This is a genomic window from Pseudarthrobacter oxydans, from assembly GCF_013314975.1.
GTDB lineage: Bacteria > Actinomycetota > Actinomycetes > Actinomycetales > Micrococcaceae > Arthrobacter > Arthrobacter oxydans.
The window spans coordinates 35,812-61,334 of sequence record NZ_JABTYH010000021.1; the positions used below are offsets into that span (position 1 = coordinate 35,812).

Below are 25,523 nucleotides of genomic sequence, written 5' to 3' on the forward strand. Positions count from 1 at the left end.
TGCAGGCAGCGCCTTACGGGCGGGCAGCGCCGCCCGATGCGCGCCCGCAGCCTGCCGGATCAGCGCAGCAGCGTGTCCAGCAGCCGCGCGGCAACGCGTGCAGTCCGGCTGTCCACGTCCAGCGCCGGGTTCAGCTCGGCGATGTCCAGGTGCAGGAGCTTCCCGCTCCAGGCCACCTGCCGGCACACCGCGGCGATCACGGGGAGGGGCACGCCATACGCCGCCGGGGCACTCACCCCCGGCGCCACCGCAGCCGGCAGCACGTCAAGGTCGATGGTCAGGTACAGCACGTCGATCCCGGCAAGGAATTCTGCCACGAAGGTGCGGACACGTTCGGCCTCGCAGTCCTCGTCCAGCAGGTAGCGCACCCCCAGCGTCCGCGCCGTGTCGAAGAGTGCATGCGTGTTGTTGGGTTCGGATATCCCGACGACGGCGTAGCGGAAGTCGCGACCCGCGGCCGCTTCCGCGCGGGCCATCTGCAGGAACGGCGTCCCGGACGTTGCCAGCGGCTCGTCCCGCAGGTCGAAATGGGCGTCAAGGTTCAGGATGCCCAGCCGCTTCCCGCCCCGGACCGCCGCAGAGGCGGCCACCCCCAGGTAGCTCGCGAAGGCGGTTTCATGTCCTCCGCCCAGCACTGCCGTCACCTGCCCGGCGTCGATCAGTGCCGTGACGGCCCGGCCGGCGCGTTCCTGTCCGGCCTCAAGGTCACCGCCTGACACCACAACGTCCCCGGCGTCGTAGACGGCCCGGTCAAGATGGAACGCCAGCGGCGCCAGGACCTTGCGGATGGCCGCCGGAGCGGCTGCCGCGCCGGTGCGGCCCTTGTTCCGGCGCACGCCCTCGTCGCTGGCGAAGCCCAGCAATGTTGCGGGCCTGGCATCCTCCCCGCCTGGCGCACCTGTCACGCCTGCAGCACCCGCAGGGCCCGCCGTCCCCGCGGCGCCCTCCGTGCGGGTAGCTGCTGCCCCGCCGTCGTACGCCGTAACTGCCTGCCACCAGCGCCGGTGGGCGGCATCATCGCCGTCGAACCTCCCTTCCCAGGGCCGGGGCGGGAGGTCAATGTCAGGTATCAGGGGGGCCATGCTCCAAGCTCACCGCATGAGGACGGCGAAAACCAGCAGCGCCGCCGTCGCCATGTCCGGTATCCAAGATCGTCAGCGTCCGCCGGCAGCAGGGGCTATTGTGGAGCAATCCCTTCCCCCGGGGACCCCATCACCTTGTGTGCCGCACCGGCGCATCATATCCAGGCCGGAGAACAGCCCCGTGTTTGAAGCCCCCAGCATCCTCTTTGCTGCCGCAGGCGCGGCCGTTTTTACCGCAGCTGTCCTCCCCAAACTCCTGCGGAACATGCCGTTCTCCATGCCCATGGTCTTCCTGGGCGCCGGCATGGCGGCTTTCGCCCTGATTCCCACGCTTCCGGACCCGGACCCCATGGCGCACAGCGACTTCGTTGTGCACCTGACGGAGATCTGCGTCATCATCTCGCTGATGGGCGCCGGGCTTGCTTTGGACCGCCCCGTGGGCCGCAAGCGCTGGGCCACCACCTGGCGGCTGCTGGGAATCGCCATGCCGTTGTGCATCATCGCGCTGACCCTGCTGGGCCTGTGGTTCCTGGGCCTCGGCCTCGGCGCTGCCCTGCTGGTGGCCTCCAGCCTGGCGCCTACGGACCCGGTCCTGGCCTCCGAAGTGCAGGTGGGTGAACCCGCGGACCACGACGAGGAGGCCAACAAGGAGGACGAGGTCCGCTTCGGCCTCACCTCCGAAGCCGGCCTCAACGACGGGCTTGCGTTCCCCTTTGTGTACCTCGCCATCGCCATCAGCATCGTGGGCTCATCCCCGCTGGCCTGGTTCCCCGAATGGTTTGCGGTGGATGTCCTGTGGCGGCTGGCCATCGGCGTGCTGCTGGGATTCCTCACCGGCAAGATCCTGGCACGGCTGTTTTTCTCGGCCGGCGCTGAAAGCCTCCGGCTGTCCAACCACTCGGAGGGCTTCGTAGCCCTGGCCGCAACCTTCCTCGCCTACGGTGTCACCGAGATGATCGAGGGCTACGGCTTCATTGCCGTGTTTGTCTGCGCGGTGACCATCCGCTCCGCCGAGCACACGCACGGTTACCACCGGGTGCTGCACTCCTACGTGGAGCAGCTGGAGCGGCTCCTGACCGTGGTGATCCTGGTCCTGCTGGGCGGTGCGATTGCCCGCGGGCTGCTTGCCGGGATCGGTTGGGCCGAGGTGCTGGTGGCGCTGGCATTCCTGCTCCTGGTCAGGCCACTGGCAGGCTGGATCGGCCTGCTCGGCGGCAAGACCGGACCGCGCGAGCGGATCGCCCTCTCGTTCTTCGGGATCCGGGGGATCGGCTCGCTCTACTACCTCTCCTATGCGCTGGGCAAGGGCGAGTTCGCCGGCCAGGCCGAATGGCTGTGGGCCTTCGTGGGGCTGGTGGTGGCACTGTCCATCGTGATCCATGGCGCCACCACCTCGCCGCTCATGAACCGGCTGGACAAGCTTCGGGAAAAGAAGGCCCGGGCGTTGACAGGCGACGAAGGCCTGGCGCCCAACACTCCCGTGTAGGGCACCAGGCCTTGGTTCGGCGCTGGCCGCGCCGGAGCCCTGCCGCCGCGCAGGTCGCCGCGCCGGTCGCCGGGCCGGGGCTACATGCCCAGTGCGGCCTCGATGGGACCCACCGCGAAGAACAGCAGGAACGCGCCGGCCACGGCCCACATGAGCGGGTGGATCTCCTTGACCCTGCCCTGGACGGTGCGGATCAGGACAAAGGCGATGAAGCCGGCGCCCAGTCCGTTGGCGATGGAGTACGTGAACGGCATCAGGGTGAAGGTCAGGAATGCGGGGATGGCAATGCCCCAGTCCTGCCAGTCGATCCGGCCCACCTGGGACACCATCATGAAGCCCACCACCACCAGGGCGGGGGCAACCGCTTCGAAGGGCACCAGGTTGATGAGCGGGGTGAAGAACATGGCCACCAGGAACAGCAGCCCGGTGACGATTGAGGCCACGCCCGTGCGCGCGCCTTCGCCGATTCCGGCCCCGGCTTCCACATAGATCTGGTTGGAGGATACCGAGGCCCCGCCGCCCACGATCGCGCCGAGGGCGTCCACCTGGAGCACACGGTCGACGTCCGGGATGTTGCCGTGTTCGTCAACTGTCCCGGCCTCGTTGGCCAGGCCCACCATGGTCCCCATGGCATCGAAGAAGATGCTGAGGAGGATGACGAACGCGAGCAGGGTTGCGGCGACGAAGCCCAGGTGCTCGAAAGCGCCGAACGGGTTTGCCTTGCCGATCAGGGACAGATCCGGGGCGGCCCAGCCGGTGAAAGTGGGCGCCACCAGGGACCAGCCCTGCGGGTTGGAGGTCTCGCCGTCGAAGCTCGGCCCGATGTGCAGGGTCATCTCCAGAAGCACCGAAATGATGGTGGAGGTGATGATGCCGATCAGGATGGCGCCCTTGACCTTGCGCACCACCAGCGCGATGGTCAGGACCAGGCCGAAGATGAACACGGCGGTGGGCCAGCCGAGGAGCTTGCCGTCGTAGCCAAGGCCAACGGGCACGGTGGTGCCGGCGACATCGGGGATGCGGCGGACGAAGCCAGCGTTGACCAGGCCGATCAGCGCGATGAACAGGCCGATGCCCACCACGATGGCCGTCTTGAGCCCGTCCGGGACGGCTTTGAAGACGGCGGTGCGGAAGCCGGTCAGGACAAGGATCAGCATGGTAACGCCGGAGAGCACCACCAGGCCCATCATGTCCGGCCACGTCAGCCCCGGGTTGGTGGCCACAGTGACGGCCACGAAGGCGTTGACGCCCAGGCCGGTGGCAAGCGCGAAGGGGTGCTTTGCCCAGGCGCCCATAAGGATGGTCAGGATGCCCGCCACGAAAGCCGTTACGGCGGCTACGGCGGTGAACCCCAGCGTGGTGCCGCTGGAGTCGGGGCCCGAGAGGATCAGGGGGTTCAGCACCACGATGTAGCTCATGGCAAAGAACGTGGCGAAGCCGCCTCGGATCTCGCGGGAAAGGTTGGAACCGCGCTCGGTGATCTTGAAGTACCGGTCCAGGGCAGAGCCTTGCTTAAGCATTAGTCCTCCGGGGAAGTCTGTGGGGATACCTGCATCCTATGGTGGCGGCGGCAGGGCGGCAGGCATTTTCGCCTAGTCTGTAAGGAAGCCAACACAAGGAGCCGCCGCCGCATGCGTCCCATCCGCCAGATCCTGACCCTGGGGCTCGTGCTCCTTGTTTTCGCCGCCGGTGTGCTGGGCCTCGCCGGGCCCGCCTCCGCGCATGATGCCGCCGAGTCCAGCACCCCGTCGGACGGCGCGTCGCTGCCGGCGCCGCCCGAACAGGTCTCGGTGGCCTTCAACAACAAGCCGCTGGGCATTGGCGCGGCGTTCTCCGTTAAAGACGCCTCCGGTGCGGAATGGGCGGAGGGGCCGGTGGACATCGTGGACAACGTGGCATCCCAGAAGCTGAAGGCCGGAGGCCCCGCGGGGGAGTACACCGTGGCCTGGCGGGTGGTCAGCTCGGACTCGCACCCCATCGAGGGGACGTTCGCCTTTACGGCCGCCTCTGCCGGGCAGGGCGCCGCGCCGGCAGCAAGTCCGACGGCGGCGGGTACAGTCCCAGCCCCCGGTACCGGTGCAGGCACCGCCCCCGCCATGGGGACTGCCCAGCCGGGGACCACCGGTGAGCCTGAACAGGTGGGCTCAGGGGAGCCGTTCCAATGGAGCATCGTCATCTTTGCCCTCGTCGCAGTGGGGCTGCTGGCTACCCTTGCCATCCTGGCCCGCCGCCGGCTCACGGCCGGCACGGACGACGAATGATGGCGCGAGCCGGTCACGCCGGGGCCAGCAGCGCCGGGCGGCCTTGGCAGGTCCGGGGCTAGCAGGTCAGGGCCGCAAGGCTTCCGGTGGCAGGCTGGGCAACCGCATCAGGATGCACCCGGGCGGAGATTGCCTGGCCCACCGTCTTGGCCTGGCGCAGGACTTCCTTGGGGGAGGGCGTGATGAGCTCGCCAACTCCCACCAGGTAGATGCCAATGGCCCGCATGGCTGCGGTAAGGTTCCGGCCCACCGCCATGCCGAAATCATTGATCATGCGCCGGAGCTGGCTGTGGGCGCAACGGGTCAGGACAATGTGGTCCGCCACCAGGATTCCTGTAGGCGTATGCACCTCCCACTGCGGGGCTGAAGCAAGCGGCGACCCGCCGTCCACCATGGTCAGCTGGATGGCGCGGGTGGTGTTGCGCACGTCGACGTCGTGGCTGGCGGCGTAGTTCCGCAGGTGCCGCAGGATCTCGTTGCGTTCGCGAAGGCTCACGGAGTCCGCCGCGTCGCACCGCTGGAGGGAAGCTGTGTTGGCCGGTTGCGCGGCGCCAAGGAGGTCCAGTCCGTCCACCACGATCGAGTCCACGCCGCGGCGGCACAACTCGGCAGCCACGGCCAGGCCTGAAAGCCCCGTGCCAATGATCACAGTGGTGGTCTGTTCGGTCCCGGCACTCCCAGGCATGCTTGACACTACAGTTTCCCTCCTTCGAAAGTTTCGGCAGGTGCGGGCGTCCTCGCCCGCTCGCGTCCCGTTACCCCCAAAGCCCGGCCGCAGTGCGTTGCCGGGCAGCTCTGACGGAATGAGGCAGTAGGCGTCCCGGACCAACAATGTCCTGAAGACTACAGAAGATTCGCGGCCAGGGATAGCCCAATCCCGAAACAATTTCGTCCAGGTGAAGGCGCTTTCCCGAAGACTGCCCGCTACCTGTGGATAACCGCTGTTTCCAGCCCCGAAGAGGCTTGCTAAGGCAGGGCCTACGGAGAATAGTGAGAAGCGGAAGCGAGCCTTTCTTCCCAGCTCAGGCGGGGGTAGGGGTGCACGTGGAATGGCCTGCTTCTGGCAGAATAGCCGCAACATCAGGCAGTATCGCGAGGAGGCGGCCCCATGGGCGCACAAGAGTTGCATCCGGACCCGCAGGACGGCGGCAGTCCTGCCGCTCCCGAGGGGATCGTAGTCGGCGTCGACGGATCGGACCACGGCCAGTGCGCACTGGTGTGGGCAGCACGCGAGGCCCAGCGCCGGCGTCGTCCGCTGCACATCGTCACCGCCTATTCCGTCCCGATCTTCGCGGCTTCCGGCTTGGACGGCGGATACGCCACCGTAGACGACTCCGTCATTCGTGAAGGCGCGGAGTCGATCGTCAAGCAGGCCCTTGAGAAGGTGTCCACCTACGACATCGATGCCACCGCGTCCGTGGAGAACGGCGATGCCTCCGGCGTCCTGCTGGAGATGTCCGAAACTGCTGAGCTCCTGGTGTTCGGCACCCGCGGCCGCGGCGGCTTTGTGGGCAGGCTCCTCGGTTCGGTGAGCAGTGCACTCCCGGCCCACGCGAAATGCCCCACGGTGACGGTGCCCCTCATCTGTTCAGACCGGCTTGGCGAAACAACTGAGGACCGGCACATCAAGGCAGAGCAGGCCAAGGCCGGCCACCAGCGCGTGGAGAACGTGGTGGTGGTGGGCGTGGACGGTTCGGAGCAGGCACGGGTAGCCGTGTTGGAGGCAGCAGCCCAGGCTGAACGGCTCGGGGCCACCCTGCGCGTGGTCTGCGCGGTGCCGCAGTACAGCGGCTCCCTCGCGTGGGTTCCCGCCCCCATGGACCGCAAGGCGCTGTTCGCCGACATCCAGGTGACCCTGGACGCCGGAATGGCCTGGCTGCGGAGCCACTTCCCGAATCTGCCCACCGAGTCCGAGCTGAGGGACGGCTCTCCTGTGGACGTCCTGGTGGACGCCAGCCGCCACGTGGAGCTGGTGGTGGTGGGTACCCGTGGCCATGGCGGGTTCACCGGGATGCTCCTCGGCTCAACCTCGGACGGGGTGCTCCACCACGCCAAGGGCCCCGTCATGGTGGTCCCGGACCGGGACGACCCGCGCCTGGCGGACCGTGCCCGGTTTGGGCCGGTACTCGGGGCAGCCTGACCGGATCCCGCCGCAGGGGAGCGCCACGATGGCAACTGACCGTCCAGGAAACGGTGGACGGGACTCCCGCCCTCGGGACGGAAACTCCGCCCCCGTCCTCGTCCTGCGCCTCAGCCAGGTGGACGGCAGCATGCTTCCGCTCGTGGGAGGCAAGGCCGCCAACCTCGGGGAGCTGATCGCAGCGGGACTGCCCGTGCCTGACGGGTTCTGCCTGACCACGGCGGCCTACCGGGAGGCTGCCAGTACTGTCCTGGACGGTGTGCTTGCGGAGCTCGGCCGCCTCCAGGCCGCACTGCAGCCTTCCGATCCGGGCAGGTCCGCCCAGCTCACCATGCTGGCCGGGAGGGCACGGGAGGCCATCCGCGCCCTCCCGGTTCCACCGCGGGCCGCAGCCGCCGTGGAGCAGGCGTATGCGGCCCTGGGCGGGAACACCCCCGTGGCCGTAAGATCCTCCGCCACGGCCGAAGACCTTCCTTCTGCGAGCTTCGCGGGCCAGCAGGACACGTACCTGAACGTGGTGGGCAGCACCGCCGTGCTGGACGCCGTGCGCAACTGCTGGGCCTCCCTCTGGACAGACCGTGCAGTGGCCTACCGGGCAGCGCTGGGCATCGCGCCGGACCAGGTTGCCCTCGCCGTCGTGGTCCAGCGGCTGGTGGACGCCGAGGCGGCCGGGGTGATGTTCACGGCGAATCCCCTGACCGGAAGGCGCAGCGAGGCGGTCATCGATGCAGCACCCGGGCTCGGCGAAGCTGTGGTTTCCGGCGCCGTCAACCCGGACCACTTCGTGGTGGATACGGAAAAGGCACGGGTTATTGAGCGCAAGACCGGTGACAAGCGCGTTATGGTCCGGCCCCTCCCGGGTGGTGGAACGGAGGTCCTGGAGATGCCTGGCCGGGCAGACTCCTCAAGCCTCACAGACGAACAGGCCGTAGGGCTTGCTGCCCTGGGCCTGCAGGCCGAGCGGCACTTCGGCTCGCCGCAGGATACCGAATGGGCCATCGACACGGGCGGTGCACTCTGGCTGACGCAGTCCAGGCCCATCACCACGCTGTACCCCGTACCGCAGAGCCGGTCTGCAGGTGCCGGAACCCGGCTGTACATGTGCTTCAGCCTGGCCCAGGGCCTCACCCGCCCGCTCACCCCCATGGGGCTGGCGTCACTGCGGCTCATTGCCTCTTCGGTGGCGAAGGCGGCCGGGTTTCCCGTTCCCGATCCCCGGCACGGCCCGCCGCCCTACGCAGAGGCAGCCCAGCGCATCTACGTCGACCTCACCACGCCGGTCCTGAGCAGCGTCGGCCGCCGCATCCTCCCCCGGGTCTTCGACATCATGGAGGCCAGGTCCGCCATGGTGGTCCGGGAGGTTTTCGACGACCCGGAGTTTTCGGTGATCCGCAGGACGCCATTTGGATTCCTCCGCCATGTCCTGCCGGCAGCGGCTCGTGGCCGCGTGCCGGAGACGGCGCTCCGTGCGCTGTTCCGGCCCAGGGCGGCGCTCCGCCGCCTGGACTCCTTCACCCGGCACTATGCCGAGGACCTGGAGCTTGGCGCAGGAGCAGGTCCCCTTGATCGGCTTGACCACGCGGAGCGGCTCCTGGAGGGCAGGCTCTTTGCCATCGTGCCCGCGGTCCTGCCCCTGCCCGCGGTGGGATTCGCCATGCTGTGGCTGGCGGGAAGGCTGATCGGAGGACAGGACCGCCGGAAGGACCTCGAAATGGTGCTCCGCGGCCTGCCTCGGAACGTGACAACCGAGATGGACCTCGAGCTGTGGCGCCTTGCCGCGGCTGCAAAGGACGACAGGGACTCACGGGCGGCCCTGGAGTCGCGGGAACCGTCCGCGCTCGCAGCGGACTTCAAGGCCGGCACCCTGCCCCCTGCCCTGCACGCAGGCCTGGTGCGGTTCCTCGACCGCTACGGGCACCGGGCCGTGGCCGAAATCGATGTTGGCATGCCCCGGTGGTCGGACGATCCCACGCACATCCTGGGCGTCCTGGCCAACTACCTGCGCCTCACGGATCCCGCCATGGCACCGGACGTCCAGTTCAGCAGGGCCCAGGCTGAGGCGGAGGCGGCCGTGCAGCAGCTTGTTGGGGAGGCACGCCGCCGAGGGCGGGCCCGTGCGCTGGTGGTGGGCGCGGCCCTTTCCCGGGCCAGGCTGTTCGCCGGGCTGCGGGAAATGCCCAAATACCAGCTTGTCCTGGGTTTGGCGGAGGTGCGGAAACAGGTGGCCCTGGTGGGAGCCGCGCTTGCATCCGAGGGCAGGCTGGAGAGCCCGGAAGACATCTTCTTCCTCGATTTCGGTGAGGCCAGGCAGGCCCTCCAGGGCCCGGACCCGCAAGGTTCCCGGACACTGCGCGGACTCGTGGTGGACCGGCGGGCCGCTTACGCCACCGAGCTTGGCAGGCGCCATATCCCCAGGGCCCTGCTCTCGGACGGCACCGAACCCGAGGTGCTGTACGCCGCCGCACGTGTCGCGGCGGGCAGCGCCACATTGTCCGGCAGTCCGGCATCGGCGGGATCGGTCACCGCCCGGGCCCGCGTCATCCTGGACCCTGTGGGCGCCCACCTGGAACCCGGGGAGGTCCTGGTGGCTCCGTCCACCGATCCGGGGTGGACCCCCTTGTTCCTGACCGCCGGCGGCCTGGTGATGGAGATGGGCGGGCCCAACTCGCACGGCGCCGTGGTTGCCCGGGAGTACGGCATACCGGCGGTGGTGGGGGTGCCGGAGGCCACCGTCCGGCTTGCCACGGGACAGAGAATAACGGTCGACGGCGGCGCTGGAACCATCGTGCCCGGATAGGCCCCGCGTGCCCCGCACCTGCCTGCAGGCAGGTGTGGGGAGCCGTGCCGAGGCGTACCCTTGAGCTATGGACTCCCATCAAGGAGACGGCCGGACAATGAACCACCGGAATGTGGGCGCCCCGATCATAACCGGGGCCGCAAAACAGCGCCGGAACCGTGCATGGCTGCGCTGGGTTCCTGCCGTGGCCGCACCGGCAGTGATCGCGGCCGGAGTGCTGGTGGGATCCATCCCGGCACGCGCCGGCGACGCCCTGGCGGACAAGACCCCGGCTGAGGTGATTGCCCTGCTCGCCGGCAACAGGACACACACCTTCTCCGGCACGATTGAACAGGTTTCCGAACTCGGATTGCCGGAACTGCCTGCAACGGGTCCGGGTTCCGGTCCTGCATCGGATGACCCCGCCGCGTCCGCGATCGAGATGCTCACCGGTGAGCATACGGCCAGGGTCTTCATGGACGGCAAGGCCAAAGTCCGTCTCCAGGTGGTGGACCGGTTCGCCGAGCGGAACGTCATCCGGCGCGACGACGATGTGTGGTTCTACTCCTCCAGGGACAACTCAACAACGCACCTGACGCTGCCCGCCCATGCCCGCGACCTCCCGCTGGAAGACCAGGCCCTGCCCGGAACCAGCCCGGACAGCACCAGCCCGGACAGCACCGGCCCTGAAAACACCGTGGTCCCGCCGACGCCCCAGGAGCTCGCGGCGAAGTTCCTCGCCGCAGCCGACACCACGACTGCCGTGTCCGTGGGCCCGGAGGTCCAGGTTGCCGGGCGCGCTGCCTATATCCTGCTCCTCGAGCCACGCACCAGCGGCACCCTGGTGGGCATGATCGCCATCGCCGTCGATGGAGAAACCGGTATGCCGCTCTCCGTGGAGGTAACGGCCCGCGGGGGTGGGGAGCCTGCTTTCAGGACAGGTTTCACCAGCCTGTCGCTTGATGCACCGGATCCCGCCCTGTTCAACTTCGTGCCACCGCCGGGCAGTACCGTTGAAGAGCTTCAGATCCGGCATCCTGCACACCCGCCCGTTGGCCCAGGGTCCCCCGGCTACCCGGGCACCCACACCGAACCGGACCAGCTGGAGGCCGGCATCAAGGACAAGGCCGGCTCCTACCTGACCGGGACCGGCTGGGAAACGGTTGTGGAACTACCGGCGGACACCGGTGCCGGTGCAAAGCTCAGCACCGCGCTGGCGCAGAATCCGCTGCTCGCCCAGGCAGCCGCCGTCGTTCCCGGCGGGCGGCTCCTCTCCAGCGCACTCTTCAACGTCCTGCTGACCGATGACGGCCGCGTCTTTGCGGGCATGGTCCCGGCTGACAGGCTGCACGCCGCATCCTCCGCCCCGTGACGGGACCCGCAGGGGTTCCGGGACGGCGGACGTGCGGCCTGACCATCGAGACGCAGGGCCTGACCAAGCGCTTTGGGCAGCAGGTGGCCGTGGACAGCCTGGATCTCGCGGTGCCGTCAGGCGCGGTCTTCGGGTTCCTGGGCCCCAACGGCTCGGGAAAGACCACCACCATCCGGATGCTGCTGGGCCTCGCGGCGGCGTCCGCCGGGACCGTCAGGCTGCTGGGCAAGGAGATGCCCGGCAGCTTCCAGGATGTCCTGCCACGGGTGGGGGCCCTGGTGGAGGGGCCCGCCTTTTATCCGTTCCTTTCGGGGACCGCGAACCTCCACCGGCTGGACGCCGCCGGCCGGCACGCGGATCCCGCCACCCGCCGGGAACGGGTGGGTTTGGCCCTGGAACGGGTAGGGCTTGGCCACGCCGCCGGCAAGCGGGTCCACGCGTATTCGCTGGGCATGAAGCAACGGCTGGGCATCGCCAACGCCCTCCTGTCTCCCCGCGAGCTTCTGGTGCTGGATGAACCAACGAACGGACTGGACCCGCAGGGCACCCGTGAAGTGCGGAACCTGGTCCGGTCCCTGGCAGCCGACGGGACCACCGTTTTCGTCTCCAGCCACCTGCTCGCCGAAGTTGAACAGATCTGCACGCACGCGGCCGTCATGAGCGCGGGCCGCCTGGTGGCGCAGGGCCCGCTGGCCGAACTGCGCCGGTCCGGCAGTTCGCGCCTGCGCCTGGTGACCCCGGACGCGGGTCCGGCGTCGTCGGTCCTGGCCGCGCTGGGACTGTCACCGGAAACAGGGGCGGCCCAGCCGGACGGGGACGTGCTCCTGGCTGCCTTGGCAACGCCGGGATTCCAGTCGGAGGCCGGGGCGGGGCAACCCGCCGCGGAGGACATTGTTGCGGCACTCGTCAAGGCAGGCGTCCGCGTCCGCGGTTTCGCGGTGGAACGGGAGAGCCTTGAGGACCGGTTTGTTGAACTGACGGGGGAGGGGTTCGACGTTGCCCAGTAGTGTGCCGGCGGAGGCGGAGGTTGTGACGGCCGTGGCGGGGCCGCGGGGAGCCGGCCTGTCCCTCCTGTTGTCCGAAATCGCGGTCCTGTTCCGGCGGCGCCGAACCTGGGCCCTGCTGCTCGCGCTGGCCGCCATTCCGGTGCTGATTGCCGTGGCCGTGAGGGTCTCATCGGCGGTTCCTCCCGGGCGCGGCCCGGCCTTCCTGGACCGGATCACGCAGAACGGCCTGTTCGTTGCGTTCACCGCCATGCTGGTGTCCGTCCCGCTGTTCCTGCCGCTCACGGTGGGCGTGGTGGCGGGGGATACCATCGCGGGCGAGGCCAACCTGGGAACGCTGCGGTACCTGCTCGTGGCGCCGGCGGGCCGGGTCCGGCTGCTGCTGGTGAAATATGCCGGCGCCCTGGCGTTCTGCCTCGCAGCGCCCCTCACCGTTGCCCTCGCCGGCGCTGCCATCGGGGCCGCCCTTTTCCCCGTGGGCCCCGTGACCCTGCTGTCAGGTGATGTCATCGAACCGCCTGAGGCCGTGCTCCGGCTCCTCCTGATCTCGGCGTACCTGGCCGTTTCCCTGGCCGGGCTGTCCGCCATAGGACTGTTCCTGTCCACGCTGACGGTGGTTCCGGTGGGTGCCATGGCCGCCACTGTGGTGCTCTCGGTGGTGTCCCAGGTCCTTGACCAGCTGCCGCAGCTCGAGTGGCTCCATCCGTGGCTGTTCAGCCACTACTGGCTGGGCTTTGGGGACCTGCTCCGCCAGCCGGTGCTGTGGGACTCGTTCGCCAGCAATGCGCTGCTGCAGGCGGGATACGTGGCCGTGTTCGGCGCACTCGCCTACGGACGGTTCGTCACCAAGGACGTCCTGAGCTGAACGGAGCCGGGAAACCCGGCCGAATCCTCAGGCGTGCTGGTGCGCCTCGTGTTCTGAATGGCTGGCGGGCTCCAGCTGGAAGGTGCAGTGGTCGGTATCGAAGTGCGAGCCCAGGCAGGTGATCAGCTTGTCCAGCAACTGGTCGGCGCCGCGGGCGTTGAGCACACCGTCCTCCACCACCACGTGCGCCGAGAAGACCGGGACGCCGGACGTGATGGTCCAGATGTGGATGTCGTGCACGTCAGTAACGCCCTCCACGGAAAGGATATGCTCGCGGATCATCTGCACTTCCACGCCCTTGGGACTGGCCTCCAGCAGCACATCCACCACGTCGCGGAGCAGGCTCCAGGCCCTGGGCAGGATCATCAGGGCGATCACGACGGACGCGATGGTGTCCGCCGCCTGGAATCCGGTCACCATGATCACCACAGCCGCAGCGATGACGGCGAAGGAACCCAGCAGGTCACCCAGGACCTCCAGGTAGGCGCCCCGCACGTTGAGGCTCTCCCGGTGCGCTCCGCGCAGGATCATCAGGGACGCCACGTTTGCGGCAGCGCCCAGGATGGCGGCGAACAGCATGATGTCCGTCTGCACTTCCGGCGCAGCGCCGATCCTGCGGATCGCCTCGCTGAAGATGACCACCGAGATCACGATCAGGATCAGGGCATTTGCCAGCGCAGCCAGCACCTCGGCCCGCTGGTAGCCGTAGGTCCGCTGATCGCTGGCGGGCCGCCCCGCAATCCAGGCAGCCAGCAGGGCAATGGTCACCCCCGCCGCGTCGGAGAGCATGTGGCCGGCGTCGGCAAGCAGGGACAGCGAACCCGAGAGGACCGCGCCGATAACCTGGACCAGGACCACGGCGAGCGTGATGGCAAGGACGGCAATGAGCCGCTTCCGGTGCCGGCCTGTTGCGGTGATGCCGTGGGTGTGGCTGTGGTCGTGTCCCATGCCTACAAGGCTAGCCCCAGCCGAGCTCGTGCAGCCGGTCGTCGTCAATCCCAAAGTGGTGGGCAATTTCGTGCACCACCGTCACGGCCACCTCGTGGATGACGTCCTCCCGCGACACGCAAAGGTCCAGTATGGGCTCCCGGAAAATGGTGATCCTGTCCGGCAGGGACCCGGCGTCCCACCAGGAATCCCGCTCGGTCAAGGGGACGCCCTCATAGAGTCCCAGCAGGACGGTGTCCGGGTCCTCCCCGGGCTTCGGGACGTAGTCGTCCTCGATGAACACCGCAACGTTGTCCATGGCGCGGGCCAGCTTGTCCGGGATGCTGTCCAGGGCATCCTGGACAGCGGCCTCGAACTCGTCCTCGGACATGGTGAAGCGGAGGGGTTCGCTGGGGCCCTCATGGGCTGCGGGCAGGCCCGGCGGCAGGCTGGCTGGCATATTCCGACTCTAGCGGGAACCGGCCGCCCCGGTCCTCTGGTCCCGGCTCCTGCGCCGGGTCAGCGCCACGCCCACCAGGCAGACCAGGCCGCCCACCAGGCCCAGGAAGGCAGGAACCTCGCCCAGCAGGAGCCAGGAAATCAGGATGGTGGTGCCGGGCACCAGGTAGGTGGTGGCCGCCAGCTTGCCGGCGTCCACCAGCGAGAGCGCGTACGCCCATGTGGTGAAGGCAATCGCCGTGGGAAAGATTCCGAGGTAGGCCAGCCCCCACGTTGCCGCCGGCGGCGCCGCCTGCAGTTCGCTGACCAGCTGGCCCGCGAAGGGCAGGCAGCAGAGCGCACCCACCAGGATCCCGAACCACGTGGCCTGGGCGGCAGGAAACTTGCGCAGCACCGGCTTCTGGATGATGACGCTGACGGCGGCGAGCACGGCGGCAAGGAGGCACAGCAGCACACCTGCCACGTCCGTCGTCGCGCCTTCCCCGGGCGCGGAGGACTTGGCTGATCCGAAGGCGATCAAGGCCACGCCGGCGAACGCCACCAGGCTTCCGATGATGAGCCACCGCGGGAAGCCCTCCTTGAGGAAGATGCCGGCCATGATGGCCACCAGGATGGGGTTCACGTTGATCAGCAGGGCGCTGGTGCCCGCGTCAAGCACATGCTCGGCGGCGTTCAGCGCCACGTTGTACCCGCCGAACCACATCACCCCGTAGGCCAGGATCGGCCACCACTCCCGGCCCTTGGGAAGGAGCCGGGTCTTCACCAGTTGGGGCAGCACCAGCAGGGAGAGGACGACGGCGGCAATCGCCAGCCTGCCAAGCGTCAGGGAGCCGGGGGAGAAGTGGGGGCCGATCGCCCGGATGCCCACGAAGGCGGACGCCCAGAGGACCACGGTGACCACCATGGCAGCCACCCCAAGTGCCTTGACCGGGGTTGCTGCGGTGTGGGGCGGTGCGGTGGCAGTCCGGTTGGCGGGGCTGGTTGAAGGCATGCAGCAAATCTATCCGGCTGCAAGGGCAGCTGGCTGGCGGAAATCGGCCACGTCTGGGCAACTTCCTGCCAAAAGACTCCGCCCAGGGGCTATTGCGGCGCCGCCCATTCCAGCAGGCGTTCCACGGGCCACGTGGTGATGATCCGGTCCGCGGGGACGCCGTTCTTTTCCGCGCGCTCGGCACCGTACTGCAGGAAGTCGAGCTGGCCGGGTGCATGGGCATCGCTGTCGATCGAGAACAGGCAGCCGGCGTCCAGGGCGAGCTGGATCAGGGGATCCGGCGGGTCCTGGCGTTCCGGCCGAGAGTTGATCTCCACGGCGACGTTGTGTTCCGCGCACGCCGCGAACACTGCTTCTGCATCGAAGTCGGACGGCGGCCGCGTACCGCGCTGCCCCTCCACGAGGCGCCCGGTGCAGTGGCCCAGGACGTTGGTGTGCGGGTCCTGGATGCCGCCGAGCATGCGGCGGGTCATGGTCCTGCTGTCCGCGCGCAGCTTTGAATGGACGCTGGCAACCACAATGTCCAGGCGGTCAAGCAGTTCCGGGTCCTGGTCCAGTTCCCCCGATTCCAGGATGTCCACCTCGATTCCGGCGAGCAGCCGGACCGGCCTGCCCGGCTGGCCGCCGTCGCTTGGAACGGGGCCGGAATTGATTGCCTCCACCACGTCCAGCTGCCGGAGCAGGCGTTCGGCGGAAAGCCCGTTCGCAATGGTGAGGTTGGGGGAGTGGTCTGTGAGGGCGAGGTATTCCCTTCCCAGCACCCCGGCGGCAGCCACCATCAGCTCGATGGGGGAGCCGCCGTCGGACCATTCACTGTGGCTGTGCAGGTCTCCCCGCAGCATCCCGCGGAGTTCCTCCCCTCCGGACGCCAGCGGCGCGGCACCCTTTTCCCGGAGATCCGCCAGGTACTCCGGAACCTGGCCCTCCACCGCCTGGCGGATCACCTGGTAGGTCCGGTCGCCGATGCCCTTCATCGATTTCAGCCGGCCGTTTCCGGCGCGCGCGGCCACTTCCTCCGGCGGCAGCGCGCTGATGGCCGCCGCTGCCTTGCGGAATGCCTGGACCTTGAAGGTGGCAGCGCGTCCGCGCTCCAGCCAGAAGGCGATCTCATTGAGTGCTGCTACGGCATCCATTCGTCCATCTTCACCCGTCCCGCCCGCTCCGTGCCGGTGTTTTTCGCCGATTTTGGATAATTCCTGCCTAGGCCCTATAGTTTTAGAGTCCAGTTCGGAGAAACGCAAAGGACAAAGACGGAAAGCCCAGCTTGACGCCTTTTTATTTTGTTCCGAACGGGTTCTGGCCCCCATCGTCTAGCGGCCTAGGACACCGCCCTTTCACGGCGGCGGCACGGGTTCGAATCCCGTTGGGGGTACGCAAGGAACTGGTCAAACAGGCAGAAAATGTCTGGTAGGCTGGAAGCCTTGAAAAAAGCGGTAGAGATACCGCGGAAGCAAGAAACGCAAGGCCCTGTAGCGCAGTTGGTTAGCGCGCCGCCCTGTCACGGCGGAGGTCGCGGGTTCAAGTCCCGTCAGGGTCGCTCTGATTGTTGGAAGAGATTCCGGCTGTCATGGTGACTAGTCACCTAGGCTCTGTAGCTCAGTTGGTAGAGCGTTCGACTGAAAATCGAAAGGTCACCGGATCGACGCCGGTCGGAGCCACCACTGGGAAGCATCAGTTCTTCGGAACTGGTGCTTTTCTTATTTTCCGGGCCTACAGTTATAGGGCCGCACGGAGCTACGTCTCGATCCGGCATCAAAACCCCACGGGCCCGGCCATCCTCCCGCCGATGGCTTTTCAGGTTCCGTAAACTTGCAGGCTGCACCGCCGCGGACACGCGGCACCAGCACAACAAAACACCCGAACAGACGAACGTACACGAGACGAATCTGCACAAGCAGTCTGAGCGCCTACAGCGCATAAGGAGAAACTGGGAATGTCCGCCTCATCCGGCACCAGGACCATCAGCCAACCACCCGGGGAAACACCTCCCGCCGTCAAGAAGGAGGAGGAACAGCCCCCCCAAACCGACGGCCCGCAGCTCGCGCGGTGGGTCTTCTGGCCGGCAGCCGCCGTCATCATCGTTTTTGTCCTCTTTGCCACGATCTTCCCGGCGGCTGCCACCGATCTGTTCACCGCCATCCAGGGCAACGTCATTCGGTGGTTCGGCTGGTACTACGTTGCAGCCGTTGCGCTCTTCGTGGTGTTTTCACTGTGGATCGGACTCAGCCGCTACGGCGATATCAAGCTGGGCCAGGACGATGACGAGCCCGAGTTCTCGGTGGTGTCCTGGTTTGCCCTGCTCTTCGCGGCGGGCATGGGCATCGGCCTTGTCTTCTTCGGTGTGGCCGAGCCCCTGAACCACTTTGCCGCGCCCCGGCCCGGCGTCGAAGGTTCCCCGTTGGAGCTTGCCCAGCAGGCGATGACGCAGACCTATCTCCACTGGGGCCTCCACGCCTGGGCCATCTACGTCGTGGTGGGTGTATCAATCGCCTACGCCGTGCACCGCAGGAACCGCCCCATCTCCATCCGCTGGACGCTGGAGCCGCTCCTGGGCCGCAAGCGCGTTTCCGGCGGCTGGGGCAACCTGATCGACATCGTGGCCCTGGTAGGCACCCTGTTCGGCGTTGCCACCTCACTGGGCCTCGGCGTCCTGCAGATCTCCGCAGGACTTGAGCAGGCCAACATCGTCCAGGCCACCACCATGACGCAGATCGGTCTGATCCTCTGCATCATCACGCTGACCATCATTTCGGTGGTATCGGGCGTGGGCAAGGGCATGAAGTGGCTCTCCAACACCAACCTGGTCCTGGCCGCGCTGCTCATGCTGGTGGTGCTGTTCACCGGCCCCACGCTGTTCCTGCTGCGCGAGTTCGTGCAGTCGATCGGCCACTACTTCCAGAACGTCGTAGGCCTGACATTCAACACTCTCGCCTTCTCCGGCGCTGAGGGCGAGGCGTGGCAGGCAGCCTGGACCACCTTCTACTGGGGCTGGTGGATCTCCTGGGCGCCGTTCGTGGGCATCTTCATCGCCCGCATTTCCAAGGGCCGCACCGTCCGCCAGTTCGTGGCCGGCGTCCTCCTGGTACCCACCGCCATGGGCTTCCTGTGGTTCTCCGTCCTGGGCGGCGCCGCCATCCACCGCGAACTGTTCGGCAGCGGCGGGCTCATCGGCGACGACGGCACCGTGGACACCGAGGGCTCACTGTTCAACCTGCTGGGCAGCCTGCCCGGCGGGGTTGTCCTTACCGTGGGTGCAATCCTCCTGATCGCCATCTTCTTCATCACGTCGGCGGACTCCGGTGCGCTGGTGATGGGCATGATCTCCACCGGCGGCGACGTGGAACCCAGGAACTGGCTGCGCATCTTCTGGGCGCTGGCCGCCGCGGCCGTTGCCATCGCCCTGCTCCTGGCCAATGGACTGCAGGCGATCCAGACCGCCGCCATCCTCACCGCCGTGCCCTTCAGCGTGGTGATCATCCTGATGTGCATCTCCACGGCCAAGGCCTTCCACCGGGAACACGAGACCCTGATGCGCGCACAGCGCAAGCTGGCCCGCGACCAGATGGCGGCCCATGTCACGGAGCAGGTCCAGGACTCCATGCATGACTCCGTCCAGGAGCATTACCAGGAGCACGTGGCCGAACAGATCCACGACTCTGTCCAGGAGCACTACCAGGAGCACCTGGCGGACCAGGTGCAGGACCAGGTCAGCGAAGCCGTGGAGGCGCAGCTGAGCGAACGCCTGGCCGCAGGCGAGGCCGCGGACCCGGCGCCGGGAGGACAATCCAGGACGTAGTCAAAGCACCGGACGTAGCCGGTTCCGGCCCCTCAGGGAGGCACCAGTCCAGCCGGACGGGTGCCTCCCTTTTTGTGCCCGGGCACCGGACCGGAGCCCGGGCAAGAGGTGGCATTTCTCACCTTTGCACCCCCTCGAAGGCAACATTTGATCTCGGCGGAAGGTTGTGGCACGCGCGCGTTAGGGGTTAGGTGTAAGCGCTTGCGCAAAATCGGCTCAGCCCCGGAAAGGGGTGATGAAACCTGGTTTGATCTCTCCCTCGGAGGCTGCTTACGGTGGAGCCACGGCCAGGAAAGCACCACAGTTCCGGGCCTCTTCTACGGGGACCACCCAACCCCGTTTTCCCCTTGATACAACGGCGTCCCCGATGACGCCTGCCGTGTCGCCGGGGGCCGCCGGAGTTCGAAGGGCATGGGCATCCGCCCGTCTTCCACGAATAGTTTCAACTCCGCGAGAAGAGCAACAATGCACAAGCACCCCCAATCACCCCGGATGCTGCGGTGGCGCCCCGCCGCCGCAGCACTGGCCACAGCCGTTGCTGCCTCGGCCTTCCTGGCCGTTCCCTCAGCCCAGGCCAACGAGCCGGCCGATCCGCCGGCCGCCGAGCAGATGCCGGCGCCCACCCCCGGTTTCCCCCTCCCCACGGAACACACGCAGGAAGCCTTCGACCCGGCGTCGGACTTCACCTCCAAGTGGACCCGCGCCGACGCCAAGCAGATCATGGCGCAGAGCGACCCCACTGTTGCCCCTGGCGAGAACTCCATGAGCCCGGACGTCACCATGCCGGAGATCCCCGAGGATTTCCCCACCATGAACGAGGACGTGTGGGTCTGGGACACCTGGTCACTCACCGACGAAAACGCGAACCAGATCAGCTACAAGGGCTGGGACGTCATCTTCTCGCTCGTTGCTGACCGCCACGCCGGCTATGGCTTCGACCAGCGCCACTGGAACGCCCGCATCGGCTACTTCTTCCGCAAGACCAACGCCGACCCGGCCAAGGACAAATGGAACTACGGCGGCCACGTCTTCGCCGATGGTGCGTCCATCGGCAACACCGAATGGTCCGGCTCCACCCGCCTGATGCAGGGCAACCACGTGAACGTGTTCTACACGGCCACCACGTTCTACGACATTGCCGAACGGAACGCAGGCGGCGGCGGCATCGCCCCGGATGCGTCCATCGCCAAGGCCCTGGGCAAGATCCATGCAGACGAGAATGGCGTCACGTTCGACGGCTTCGAGCACACCAACCTGCTTGAGCCTGACGGAAAGATGTACCAGACCAAGCAACAGAACCCGGGCTTCGCCTTCCGCGACCCCTACACCTTTGCCGACCCTGCCCACCCCGGCAAGACCTTCATGGTCTTCGAAGGCAACACCGGCGGCACGCGCGGCGAGTACGAGTGCAAGCCCGAAGACCTCGGTTACCGCCCCGGCGATGCCAATGCCGAGTCCGTTGACGAGGTCAACAGCAGCGGAGCCTACTACCAGACAGCGAACGTGGGCCTGGCAGTTGCAGACAACAAGGACCTGACCAAGTGGTCCTTCCTGCCGCCGATCCTCTCAGCCAACTGCGTGAACGACCAGACCGAGCGTCCGCAGATCTTCATCCAGAATGAGGGCGGCAAGAACAAGTACTACCTGTTCACCATCAGCCACCAGTTCACGTACGCCGCCGGCATGCGCGGCCCGGACGGCGTCTACGGCTTCGTCGGCGACGGCGTCCGCTCGGACTACCAGCCGATGAACAACAGCGGCCTGGCCCTGGGCTCGCCCACGGACCTGAACCTGCCGTCGGAGTCCCCTGAGGCACCCACCCCGAACCAGAACGGCCGCCAGTTCCAGGCGTACTCCCACTACGTGCAGCCCGGCGGGCTGGTCCAGTCGTTCATCGACAACGTGAACGGCGTACGCGGCGGCTCGCTGTCACCCACCGTGAAGATCAACTTCCGGGACGGCATCTCGCAGGTGGACCGCAGCTTCGGCCAGGACGGCCTTGGCCCGTTCGGCTACCTGCCCACCAACCTCCGCGTTGGCGGCGAGGGCCACTACAAGTAAATCCGACTGCCCTTGAGTGCAGTCCAGCTACAGGCAGGGACGTCCGGATCACGGGCGCCCCTGCCTGCTGCCGTTAAGGCACCGCCGGGGATAGGGTGGGGATCAACAGAAGGGGGAGTGCCTGATGGAATACCAGAACCCACAACCCAGCCAGGGGCTACAGCAGCGTGCCGCGCCGGTTCCCGTACCCGGCCGGACCGTTATTTCCGAGACAGCCGTCGCCAAGGTGGCGGGCATAGCAGCCCGTTCCGTCCCCGGTGTCTATTCTTTGGGCTCTGTCCCGTCACGCGCACTGGGCGCCATCCGCGACGCCGTTGGCAGCTCCGACCATGCCGCCGGGGTGCGGGCCGAAGTCGGCGAAACGCAGGTTGCCGTGGACATCAGCCTTGTGGCCAGCTACGGGACACCGCTCCACTCGCTCGCCAACCAGGTCCGCGCCGCTGTCTACCGGGCGGTGGAGGAACTCGTGGGGCTGCAGGTGATCGAAGTTAACGTTGAAATCACTGACGTCTACATTCCGCCTCCGGTCAAACCCGCCGTTTCCGGACCGGCTGACGTTTCCGGCAGTGCCGGAAGGGAGGCGCTGCTGTGAACCTCACCGTGGCCGGCGCAGCAATGGGCGCGTTCGTCGCCTTCATGTCCCTCCAGTTCGGGCTATGGGGCTTCCTGGTCTCCCTCCTTTTCATGGCCATCGGGGCACTGCTGGGCCGGGCCGCCGAAGGGAAGCTGGACCTGCGCGGGGTCCTGGACGCCATCATCGGCCGGCGCTCGTCCTCATGAGCTCCACAGCCCCGGCCGTCCGGGGCCAAGAGCTGAGCGGCCACAACCGCATCAGTACCCAGGCCCTGACAAGCCTCGCCAAAGCCGCAGCAGCCCAATTCCTCGGCGTGGAAGCCGACGACGTCCGCGCTGACTGGTCGGACGACGACGGCATGCTGGCGCTGTCCCTCGTCGCGCCCATCAGCATGCCCCCGCTGAGGGCGGTGGTCCTGGATCCCTCGCGCGTCGCGGGAACAGGAGGTTCCATTTGGGACCGGACCGTCAGGGCAAAGGCGGGAATCCTTGCCACGGTGGCGGAGCTTAGCGGTTCCGGGTTGAGCCGCGTGGACATCAGGATCACCGGGGCAAAGATCAGTGAAGGAGGGCGCGTGCGATGAGCCGCCGCGTTGAGGGCCAGGGCCCGGACATGGACCGGATACTGCGCCGTGAAACCCGGTCATCGCGTGCTGTGGTGGCCACCGCAGCCGCCGTCCTGGTCATGGTCCTTGCGGCCTACGGACTCCTCGAAGCAGCAGTCCATGCCATAGGGCAACCGGCCTGGCTGATCGAGCCGCAGGTGGCAGCAGAGCGCCTGGTTGCGCTGCCGGCGGGAATCCCTCCCTTGCTGCTGGGCGCCATTGGAGCGGTACTGGCAATGGCCGGCCTGGTCTTCCTCCTTAATGGGATTCTGCCCGGACGCCGCGCCCGCCACCTTATGGGTGGCGGCAGGGACGCCGCAGGCCCGGCCGTTGTGGTGGACGATGAAGTCATTGCGTCCTCGCTGGCACGGCGTGCCCGCCTTGCTGCAAACGTCACGCCGGAACAGGTCATGGTGGTGGTCTCAAGGCGGCAGGTAGTGGTGAACGTCCGGCCCACCTCCGGCGTGCCTGTGAACCAGGACGCGGTCCTCGCGGCAGTCCGGAGCGAAGTGGATGCCATGGCGCTGGATCCCTTGCCCGAGGTGCGGGTGAACGTGGCAACCTCCGGAGTGATCGGCGCATGAACAGTACCCCCACCCTTCTCAACCGGATCCTGGTCGCGGCCCTGGGACTGCTGCTGCTTGGAACGGGCGTCCTGCTGATGTTGCTGGCGGCAGTGCCCGCGGTGGGCTCCTGGTGGCGGTCCTGGTCCGCGGACGCATGGAGCGGAATCAACGCGGCGTTCAACGCAACCCGGTTTCCGGGACGGCCCGAAAGCTGGCTGTGGATCCTGGTGGCGCTGGCCCTGCTGGTGGTTATCGGCCTCATGGTGGCCTGGGTTGCCCAGCAGGGCAAAGGACGGGCCGATGTGCTGGCCGTCGAGTACGATCCCGGTGAGGTCCCGGGAGACGTGCGGATCGGCGGGGGAGTGGCTGAGCAGGCGCTGAAACATGCCCTCGCGCACCGTCCGGACCTTGCCGGCGCCACGGTGACCACCTACGACGTCAAAGGCGCACCCGCGTTGAAGGTCCGGCTCCTTCCGCGGCAGGGCGTGGCCCCGCACCTGCTCGCAGACGAGGTGTCGGTGCTGGTATCAGCCCTGGAACAGGCCGTGGGAAAGGACATTCCCGTGCTGATCCATATCGGAGCCGGAGCGCGGACGCGCTTCCGCAGGGCAGAGCGCGTCCGCTGACCGTCCTTAGTTCCTGGTCAGGTACACGGCGCAGTCCACGGGGACCTCATGCATCAGCTCCCACTCCGCGGCGGGCTCCGGTCCGCTGAAGAGCGCCACCGACCAGCCGTCGGGTACGGGCGCGGACGCGAAGCCCATGTTGGCGAGGACCAGGACGTCCCGGTTGTGGAAAGCCAGCAGGCCGCTTTCCGGTGCATGGACCTCCGCCCACGCCAGCGAGCCCGTGCCGAGGCGCCGGGCGGACCGGAAGGCGAGTGCGGCGCGGTACAACTCCAGGGTGGAGCCTTCCTCGCCCTCCTGCTGGTCGGCGGCAAGTGGCCCAAATTCTGCAGGCTGCGGAAGCCAGGGGGACGCCGGTTCGCCCGGGAATGAATCCGCAAAGCCGAAACCGGGCTTGTCCGCAGCCCACGGAAGCGGTACCCGGCAGCCGTCCCGTCCGGTTTCTGCGCCCTGGGTACGGAAGAAGGTGGGGTCCTGCCGCGCCCCGGCCGGAAGCGTGGTGTGCTCAGGAAGCCCCAGTTCCTCGCCCTGGTACAGGTAGGCGGAACCCGGCAGCGCCAGCTCAACCATGGTTGCGGCCCGGGCCCGGGCCAGCCCCAGGGCCGTGTCCGGCTGCTCATCGTCCGCGGCGATGCCTTTCGGGAACGTGGTGGGATCCGTGAGACCGAAGCGGGTGGAATGGCGGACGGTGTCGTGGTTGCTGAGCACCCAGGTGCAGGGGGCACCCACGGCTTCGGCCGCCTTTAGCGACGCGTCGATTGCCTCGGCCATGCGCTCGGCGTCCCAGCCGGCCATGAGGAAATCGAAGTTGAAGGCCTGCTGCATCTCATCCTGCCGGACATAGAGCGCCAGCCGCTCGGCCGGTTCCACCCAGGCCTCGGCCACCATCATCCGGTCGCTGCCATACTCCGACAGGACACGGTGCCAGTCCCGGTAGATGTCGTGCACGCCGTCCTGGTCGAAGAAGGGCGAGGGCGGATACACGGGGGACACCGCGCGGTGGGGTTCCTCGGCATCAGTGTGGGCGCCGGGTGCATCGCCGGGAGGTGCCGGTTCCCTTCGCACTTCAGAGGTGCCTTCCACCATGGCGGCAACCCCTTCCCAGTCCGGAAGGCCCTGCTCCTTGACCATGCCATGGGCAACATCCACGCGGAATCCGTCAACGCCTCGGTCCAGCCAGAAGCGGAGCACCGAGCGCATCTCCTCCCGGACTTCCTCATTTTCCCAGTTCAGGTCCGGCTGCTTGGTGTCAAAAAGGTGCAGGTACCATTCTCCGGCTGAGCCGTCGGCTTCGGTGACCCGGGTCCACGCCGAGCCGCCGAAAATTGACTTCCAGTTGTTGGGCGGCCGCTTGCCGTCACCGGAACCCGGCACCTCGTCCTTTCCCGGGCGGAACATGTAACGGTCCCGTTCGGGGGACCCCGGCGGGGTGCCGAGTGCTGCCCGGAACCAGGCGTGCTCGTCCGAGGTGTGGTTGGGGACGAGGTCCACGATGACCTTCAGTCCGCGCCGGTGAGCTTCCTGCAACATGGCGTCGAAGTCCTCAAGGGAGCCGAAGAGGGGGTCCACCTGCCGGTAGTCGGCCACGTCATAGCCGCCGTCGGCCTGGGGCGACTTGTAGAACGGGGAGAGCCAGATGGCGTCCACGCCCAGCTGTTCCAGGTAGGGCAGGCGGTCCAGGACCCCGCGCAGGTCCCCCATCCCGTCCCCATTGCCATCGGCGAAGGAGCGGGGGTAGATCTGGTAGACGACGGCGTCCGCCCACCATTCGCCGGTCTGGCCAGAGGCAGGAACGCTCGGCTTGGACATTAGGTTCCTCTCAGATAACTTTTTGATGTAAACGCTTGCATTGCCGACAGCAACATTACTAGTGTGATGGTCACCACAACAACCTCACCAAACAACCGCACTGTCGACTTACTTGTCACTCAGC

At 67.5% G+C, this 25,523-nt stretch carries 22 protein-coding genes and 3 tRNA genes; 17 read left to right on the top strand and 8 right to left on the bottom strand.

Annotated features, from left to right (window positions below):
- Window positions 1–59: 59 nt before the first annotated feature.
- Window positions 60–1,082 (bottom strand): formimidoylglutamase, encoded by a 1,023-nt coding sequence (gene hutG / locus HTS88_RS14100; protein WP_174179403.1) that lies wholly within the window; start codon window positions 1,080–1,082, stop codon window positions 60–62.
- A gap of 181 nt (window positions 1,083–1,263) precedes the next feature.
- Between hutG and HTS88_RS14105 the strand changes: the two genes are divergently transcribed.
- Window positions 1,264–2,568 (top strand): cation:proton antiporter domain-containing protein, encoded by a 1,305-nt coding sequence (locus HTS88_RS14105; protein WP_174179405.1) that lies wholly within the window; start codon window positions 1,264–1,266, stop codon window positions 2,566–2,568.
- An 80-nt stretch (window positions 2,569–2,648) separates the two neighbouring features.
- On the opposite strand, the gene HTS88_RS14110 is transcribed toward HTS88_RS14105, so the two are convergent.
- Window positions 2,649–4,088, bottom strand: coding sequence for an NCS2 family permease (locus tag HTS88_RS14110; protein WP_174179407.1), 1,440 nt, complete (start codon window positions 4,086–4,088; stop codon window positions 2,649–2,651).
- A gap of 111 nt (window positions 4,089–4,199) precedes the next feature.
- On the opposite strand from HTS88_RS14110, the gene HTS88_RS14115 reads away from it, so the two are divergent.
- Window positions 4,200–4,829, top strand: a complete 630-nt coding sequence (locus tag HTS88_RS14115) for a copper resistance CopC family protein (protein WP_174179409.1) — start codon at window positions 4,200–4,202, stop codon at window positions 4,827–4,829.
- A 58-nt stretch (window positions 4,830–4,887) separates the two neighbouring features.
- On the opposite strand, the gene HTS88_RS14120 is transcribed toward HTS88_RS14115, so the two are convergent.
- Window positions 4,888–5,514: an FAD-dependent monooxygenase gene (locus HTS88_RS14120; RefSeq protein WP_174179480.1), complete on the bottom strand. Its 627-nt coding sequence runs from the start codon at window positions 5,512–5,514 to the stop codon at window positions 4,888–4,890.
- 423 nt (window positions 5,515–5,937) lie between these two features.
- On the opposite strand from HTS88_RS14120, the gene HTS88_RS14125 reads away from it, so the two are divergent.
- From HTS88_RS14125 to HTS88_RS14145, 5 genes are all read left to right on the top strand, one after another.
- The gene (locus HTS88_RS14125) at window positions 5,938–6,969 is read left to right on the top strand and encodes a universal stress protein (protein ID WP_174179411.1); all 1,032 of its coding nucleotides are present in this window, start codon (window positions 5,938–5,940) and stop codon (window positions 6,967–6,969) included.
- 28 nt (window positions 6,970–6,997) lie between these two features.
- Window positions 6,998–9,766, top strand: coding sequence for a PEP/pyruvate-binding domain-containing protein (locus HTS88_RS14130; protein WP_174179413.1), 2,769 nt, complete (start codon window positions 6,998–7,000; stop codon window positions 9,764–9,766).
- Window positions 9,767–9,863: 97 nt separating this feature from the next.
- Entirely contained in the window at window positions 9,864–11,117 is a 1,254-nt protein-coding gene (locus tag HTS88_RS14135) for a LolA-like protein (RefSeq protein ID WP_246256320.1), read from the top strand.
- Complete coding sequence (locus HTS88_RS14140) at window positions 11,114–12,124, top strand: ABC transporter ATP-binding protein (RefSeq protein ID WP_251424613.1); 1,011 nt, start codon at window positions 11,114–11,116, stop codon at window positions 12,122–12,124. Before HTS88_RS14135 ends, HTS88_RS14140 begins: the two co-directional genes overlap by 4 nt.
- On the top strand, window positions 12,114–12,986 hold the full coding sequence (locus HTS88_RS14145) for an ABC transporter permease (protein ID WP_246256322.1): 873 nt from the start codon (window positions 12,114–12,116) through the stop codon (window positions 12,984–12,986). Before HTS88_RS14140 ends, HTS88_RS14145 begins: the two co-directional genes overlap by 11 nt.
- A gap of 27 nt (window positions 12,987–13,013) precedes the next feature.
- Here HTS88_RS14145 and HTS88_RS14150 read toward each other — a convergent pair whose 3' ends face one another.
- The 4 genes from HTS88_RS14150 to HTS88_RS14165 all read right to left on the bottom strand — a co-directional run bounded on the left by HTS88_RS14150 (window position 13,014) and on the right by HTS88_RS14165 (window position 16,496).
- Window positions 13,014–13,934: a cation diffusion facilitator family transporter gene (locus HTS88_RS14150; protein ID WP_174179417.1), complete on the bottom strand. Its 921-nt coding sequence runs from the start codon at window positions 13,932–13,934 to the stop codon at window positions 13,014–13,016.
- 10 nt (window positions 13,935–13,944) lie between these two features.
- Entirely contained in the window at window positions 13,945–14,373 is a 429-nt protein-coding gene (locus HTS88_RS14155; protein WP_174179419.1) for a metallopeptidase family protein, read from the bottom strand.
- A 9-nt stretch (window positions 14,374–14,382) separates the two neighbouring features.
- Window positions 14,383–15,363: a DMT family transporter gene (locus HTS88_RS14160; RefSeq protein WP_174179421.1), complete on the bottom strand. Its 981-nt coding sequence runs from the start codon at window positions 15,361–15,363 to the stop codon at window positions 14,383–14,385.
- An 89-nt stretch (window positions 15,364–15,452) separates the two neighbouring features.
- On the bottom strand, window positions 15,453–16,496 hold the full coding sequence (locus HTS88_RS14165) for a PHP domain-containing protein (RefSeq protein WP_174179423.1): 1,044 nt from the start codon (window positions 16,494–16,496) through the stop codon (window positions 15,453–15,455).
- A 166-nt stretch (window positions 16,497–16,662) separates the two neighbouring features.
- On the opposite strand from HTS88_RS14165, the gene HTS88_RS14170 reads away from it, so the two are divergent.
- The 10 genes from HTS88_RS14170 (at window position 16,663) to HTS88_RS14215 (ending at window position 23,590) form a co-directional block, all read left to right on the top strand.
- Window positions 16,663–16,735 (top strand) — tRNA-Glu (locus HTS88_RS14170).
- Window positions 16,736–16,826: 91 nt separating this feature from the next.
- Window positions 16,827–16,900 (top strand) — tRNA-Asp (locus HTS88_RS14175).
- 48 nt (window positions 16,901–16,948) lie between these two features.
- Window positions 16,949–17,024 (top strand) — tRNA-Phe (locus tag HTS88_RS14180).
- Window positions 17,025–17,296: 272 nt separating this feature from the next.
- Window positions 17,297–19,159 carry a BCCT family transporter gene (locus tag HTS88_RS14185; protein WP_174179425.1) on the top strand — a complete coding sequence of 621 codons (1,863 nt, stop codon included), beginning with the start codon at window positions 17,297–17,299 and terminating at the stop codon, window positions 19,157–19,159.
- 465 nt (window positions 19,160–19,624) lie between these two features.
- Window positions 19,625–21,220, top strand: a complete 1,596-nt coding sequence (locus HTS88_RS14190; RefSeq protein ID WP_174179427.1) for a glycoside hydrolase family 68 protein — start codon at window positions 19,625–19,627, stop codon at window positions 21,218–21,220.
- A 124-nt stretch (window positions 21,221–21,344) separates the two neighbouring features.
- On the top strand, window positions 21,345–21,812 hold the full coding sequence (locus HTS88_RS14195) for an Asp23/Gls24 family envelope stress response protein (protein ID WP_174179429.1): 468 nt from the start codon (window positions 21,345–21,347) through the stop codon (window positions 21,810–21,812).
- On the top strand, window positions 21,809–22,000 hold the full coding sequence (locus tag HTS88_RS14200) for a hypothetical protein (RefSeq protein ID WP_066273523.1): 192 nt from the start codon (window positions 21,809–21,811) through the stop codon (window positions 21,998–22,000). Before HTS88_RS14195 ends, HTS88_RS14200 begins: the two co-directional genes overlap by 4 nt.
- A complete protein-coding gene (locus HTS88_RS14205) occupies window positions 21,997–22,377 on the top strand; it encodes a hypothetical protein (RefSeq protein ID WP_174179430.1) in 381 nt (126 codons plus the stop codon). The genes HTS88_RS14200 and HTS88_RS14205 overlap by 4 nt, the downstream gene beginning before the upstream one ends.
- Window positions 22,374–22,982, top strand: coding sequence for a DUF6286 domain-containing protein (locus HTS88_RS14210; protein ID WP_174179432.1), 609 nt, complete (start codon window positions 22,374–22,376; stop codon window positions 22,980–22,982). Before HTS88_RS14205 ends, HTS88_RS14210 begins: the two co-directional genes overlap by 4 nt.
- Window positions 22,979–23,590: a hypothetical protein gene (locus tag HTS88_RS14215; protein ID WP_174179434.1), complete on the top strand. Its 612-nt coding sequence runs from the start codon at window positions 22,979–22,981 to the stop codon at window positions 23,588–23,590. The genes HTS88_RS14210 and HTS88_RS14215 overlap by 4 nt, the downstream gene beginning before the upstream one ends.
- A 6-nt stretch (window positions 23,591–23,596) precedes the next feature.
- On the opposite strand, the gene HTS88_RS14220 is transcribed toward HTS88_RS14215, so the two are convergent.
- Window positions 23,597–25,399: a glycoside hydrolase family 13 protein gene (locus tag HTS88_RS14220; RefSeq protein ID WP_174179436.1), complete on the bottom strand. Its 1,803-nt coding sequence runs from the start codon at window positions 25,397–25,399 to the stop codon at window positions 23,597–23,599.
- Window positions 25,400–25,523: the final 124 nt, after the last annotated feature.

Bases quoted from the DNA above. Each gene is read 5' to 3' on its own strand.
- hutG (WP_174179403.1), bottom strand. From the start codon at position 1,082: ATGGCCCCCCTGATACCTGACATTGACCTCCCGCCCCGGCCCTGGGAA.
- HTS88_RS14110 (WP_174179407.1), bottom strand. From the start codon at position 4,088: ATGCTTAAGCAAGGCTCTGCCCTGGACCGGTACTTCAAGATCACCGAG.
- HTS88_RS14115 (WP_174179409.1), top strand. From the start codon at position 4,200: ATGCGTCCCATCCGCCAGATCCTGACCCTGGGGCTCGTGCTCCTTGTT.
- HTS88_RS14120 (WP_174179480.1), bottom strand. From the start codon at position 5,514: ATGCCTGGGAGTGCCGGGACCGAACAGACCACCACTGTGATCATTGGC.
- HTS88_RS14125 (WP_174179411.1), top strand. From the start codon at position 5,938: ATGGGCGCACAAGAGTTGCATCCGGACCCGCAGGACGGCGGCAGTCCT.
- HTS88_RS14130 (WP_174179413.1), top strand. From the start codon at position 6,998: ATGGCAACTGACCGTCCAGGAAACGGTGGACGGGACTCCCGCCCTCGG.
- HTS88_RS14135 (WP_246256320.1), top strand. From the start codon at position 9,864: ATGAACCACCGGAATGTGGGCGCCCCGATCATAACCGGGGCCGCAAAA.
- HTS88_RS14150 (WP_174179417.1), bottom strand. From the start codon at position 13,934: ATGGGACACGACCACAGCCACACCCACGGCATCACCGCAACAGGCCGG.
- HTS88_RS14155 (WP_174179419.1), bottom strand. From the start codon at position 14,373: ATGCCAGCCAGCCTGCCGCCGGGCCTGCCCGCAGCCCATGAGGGCCCC.
- HTS88_RS14160 (WP_174179421.1), bottom strand. From the start codon at position 15,363: ATGCCTTCAACCAGCCCCGCCAACCGGACTGCCACCGCACCGCCCCAC.
- HTS88_RS14165 (WP_174179423.1), bottom strand. From the start codon at position 16,496: ATGGATGCCGTAGCAGCACTCAATGAGATCGCCTTCTGGCTGGAGCGC.
- HTS88_RS14185 (WP_174179425.1), top strand. From the start codon at position 17,297: ATGTCCGCCTCATCCGGCACCAGGACCATCAGCCAACCACCCGGGGAA.
- HTS88_RS14190 (WP_174179427.1), top strand. From the start codon at position 19,625: ATGCACAAGCACCCCCAATCACCCCGGATGCTGCGGTGGCGCCCCGCC.
- HTS88_RS14195 (WP_174179429.1), top strand. From the start codon at position 21,345: ATGGAATACCAGAACCCACAACCCAGCCAGGGGCTACAGCAGCGTGCC.
- HTS88_RS14205 (WP_174179430.1), top strand. From the start codon at position 21,997: ATGAGCTCCACAGCCCCGGCCGTCCGGGGCCAAGAGCTGAGCGGCCAC.
- HTS88_RS14210 (WP_174179432.1), top strand. From the start codon at position 22,374: ATGAGCCGCCGCGTTGAGGGCCAGGGCCCGGACATGGACCGGATACTG.
- HTS88_RS14215 (WP_174179434.1), top strand. From the start codon at position 22,979: ATGAACAGTACCCCCACCCTTCTCAACCGGATCCTGGTCGCGGCCCTG.
- HTS88_RS14220 (WP_174179436.1), bottom strand. From the start codon at position 25,399: ATGTCCAAGCCGAGCGTTCCTGCCTCTGGCCAGACCGGCGAATGGTGG.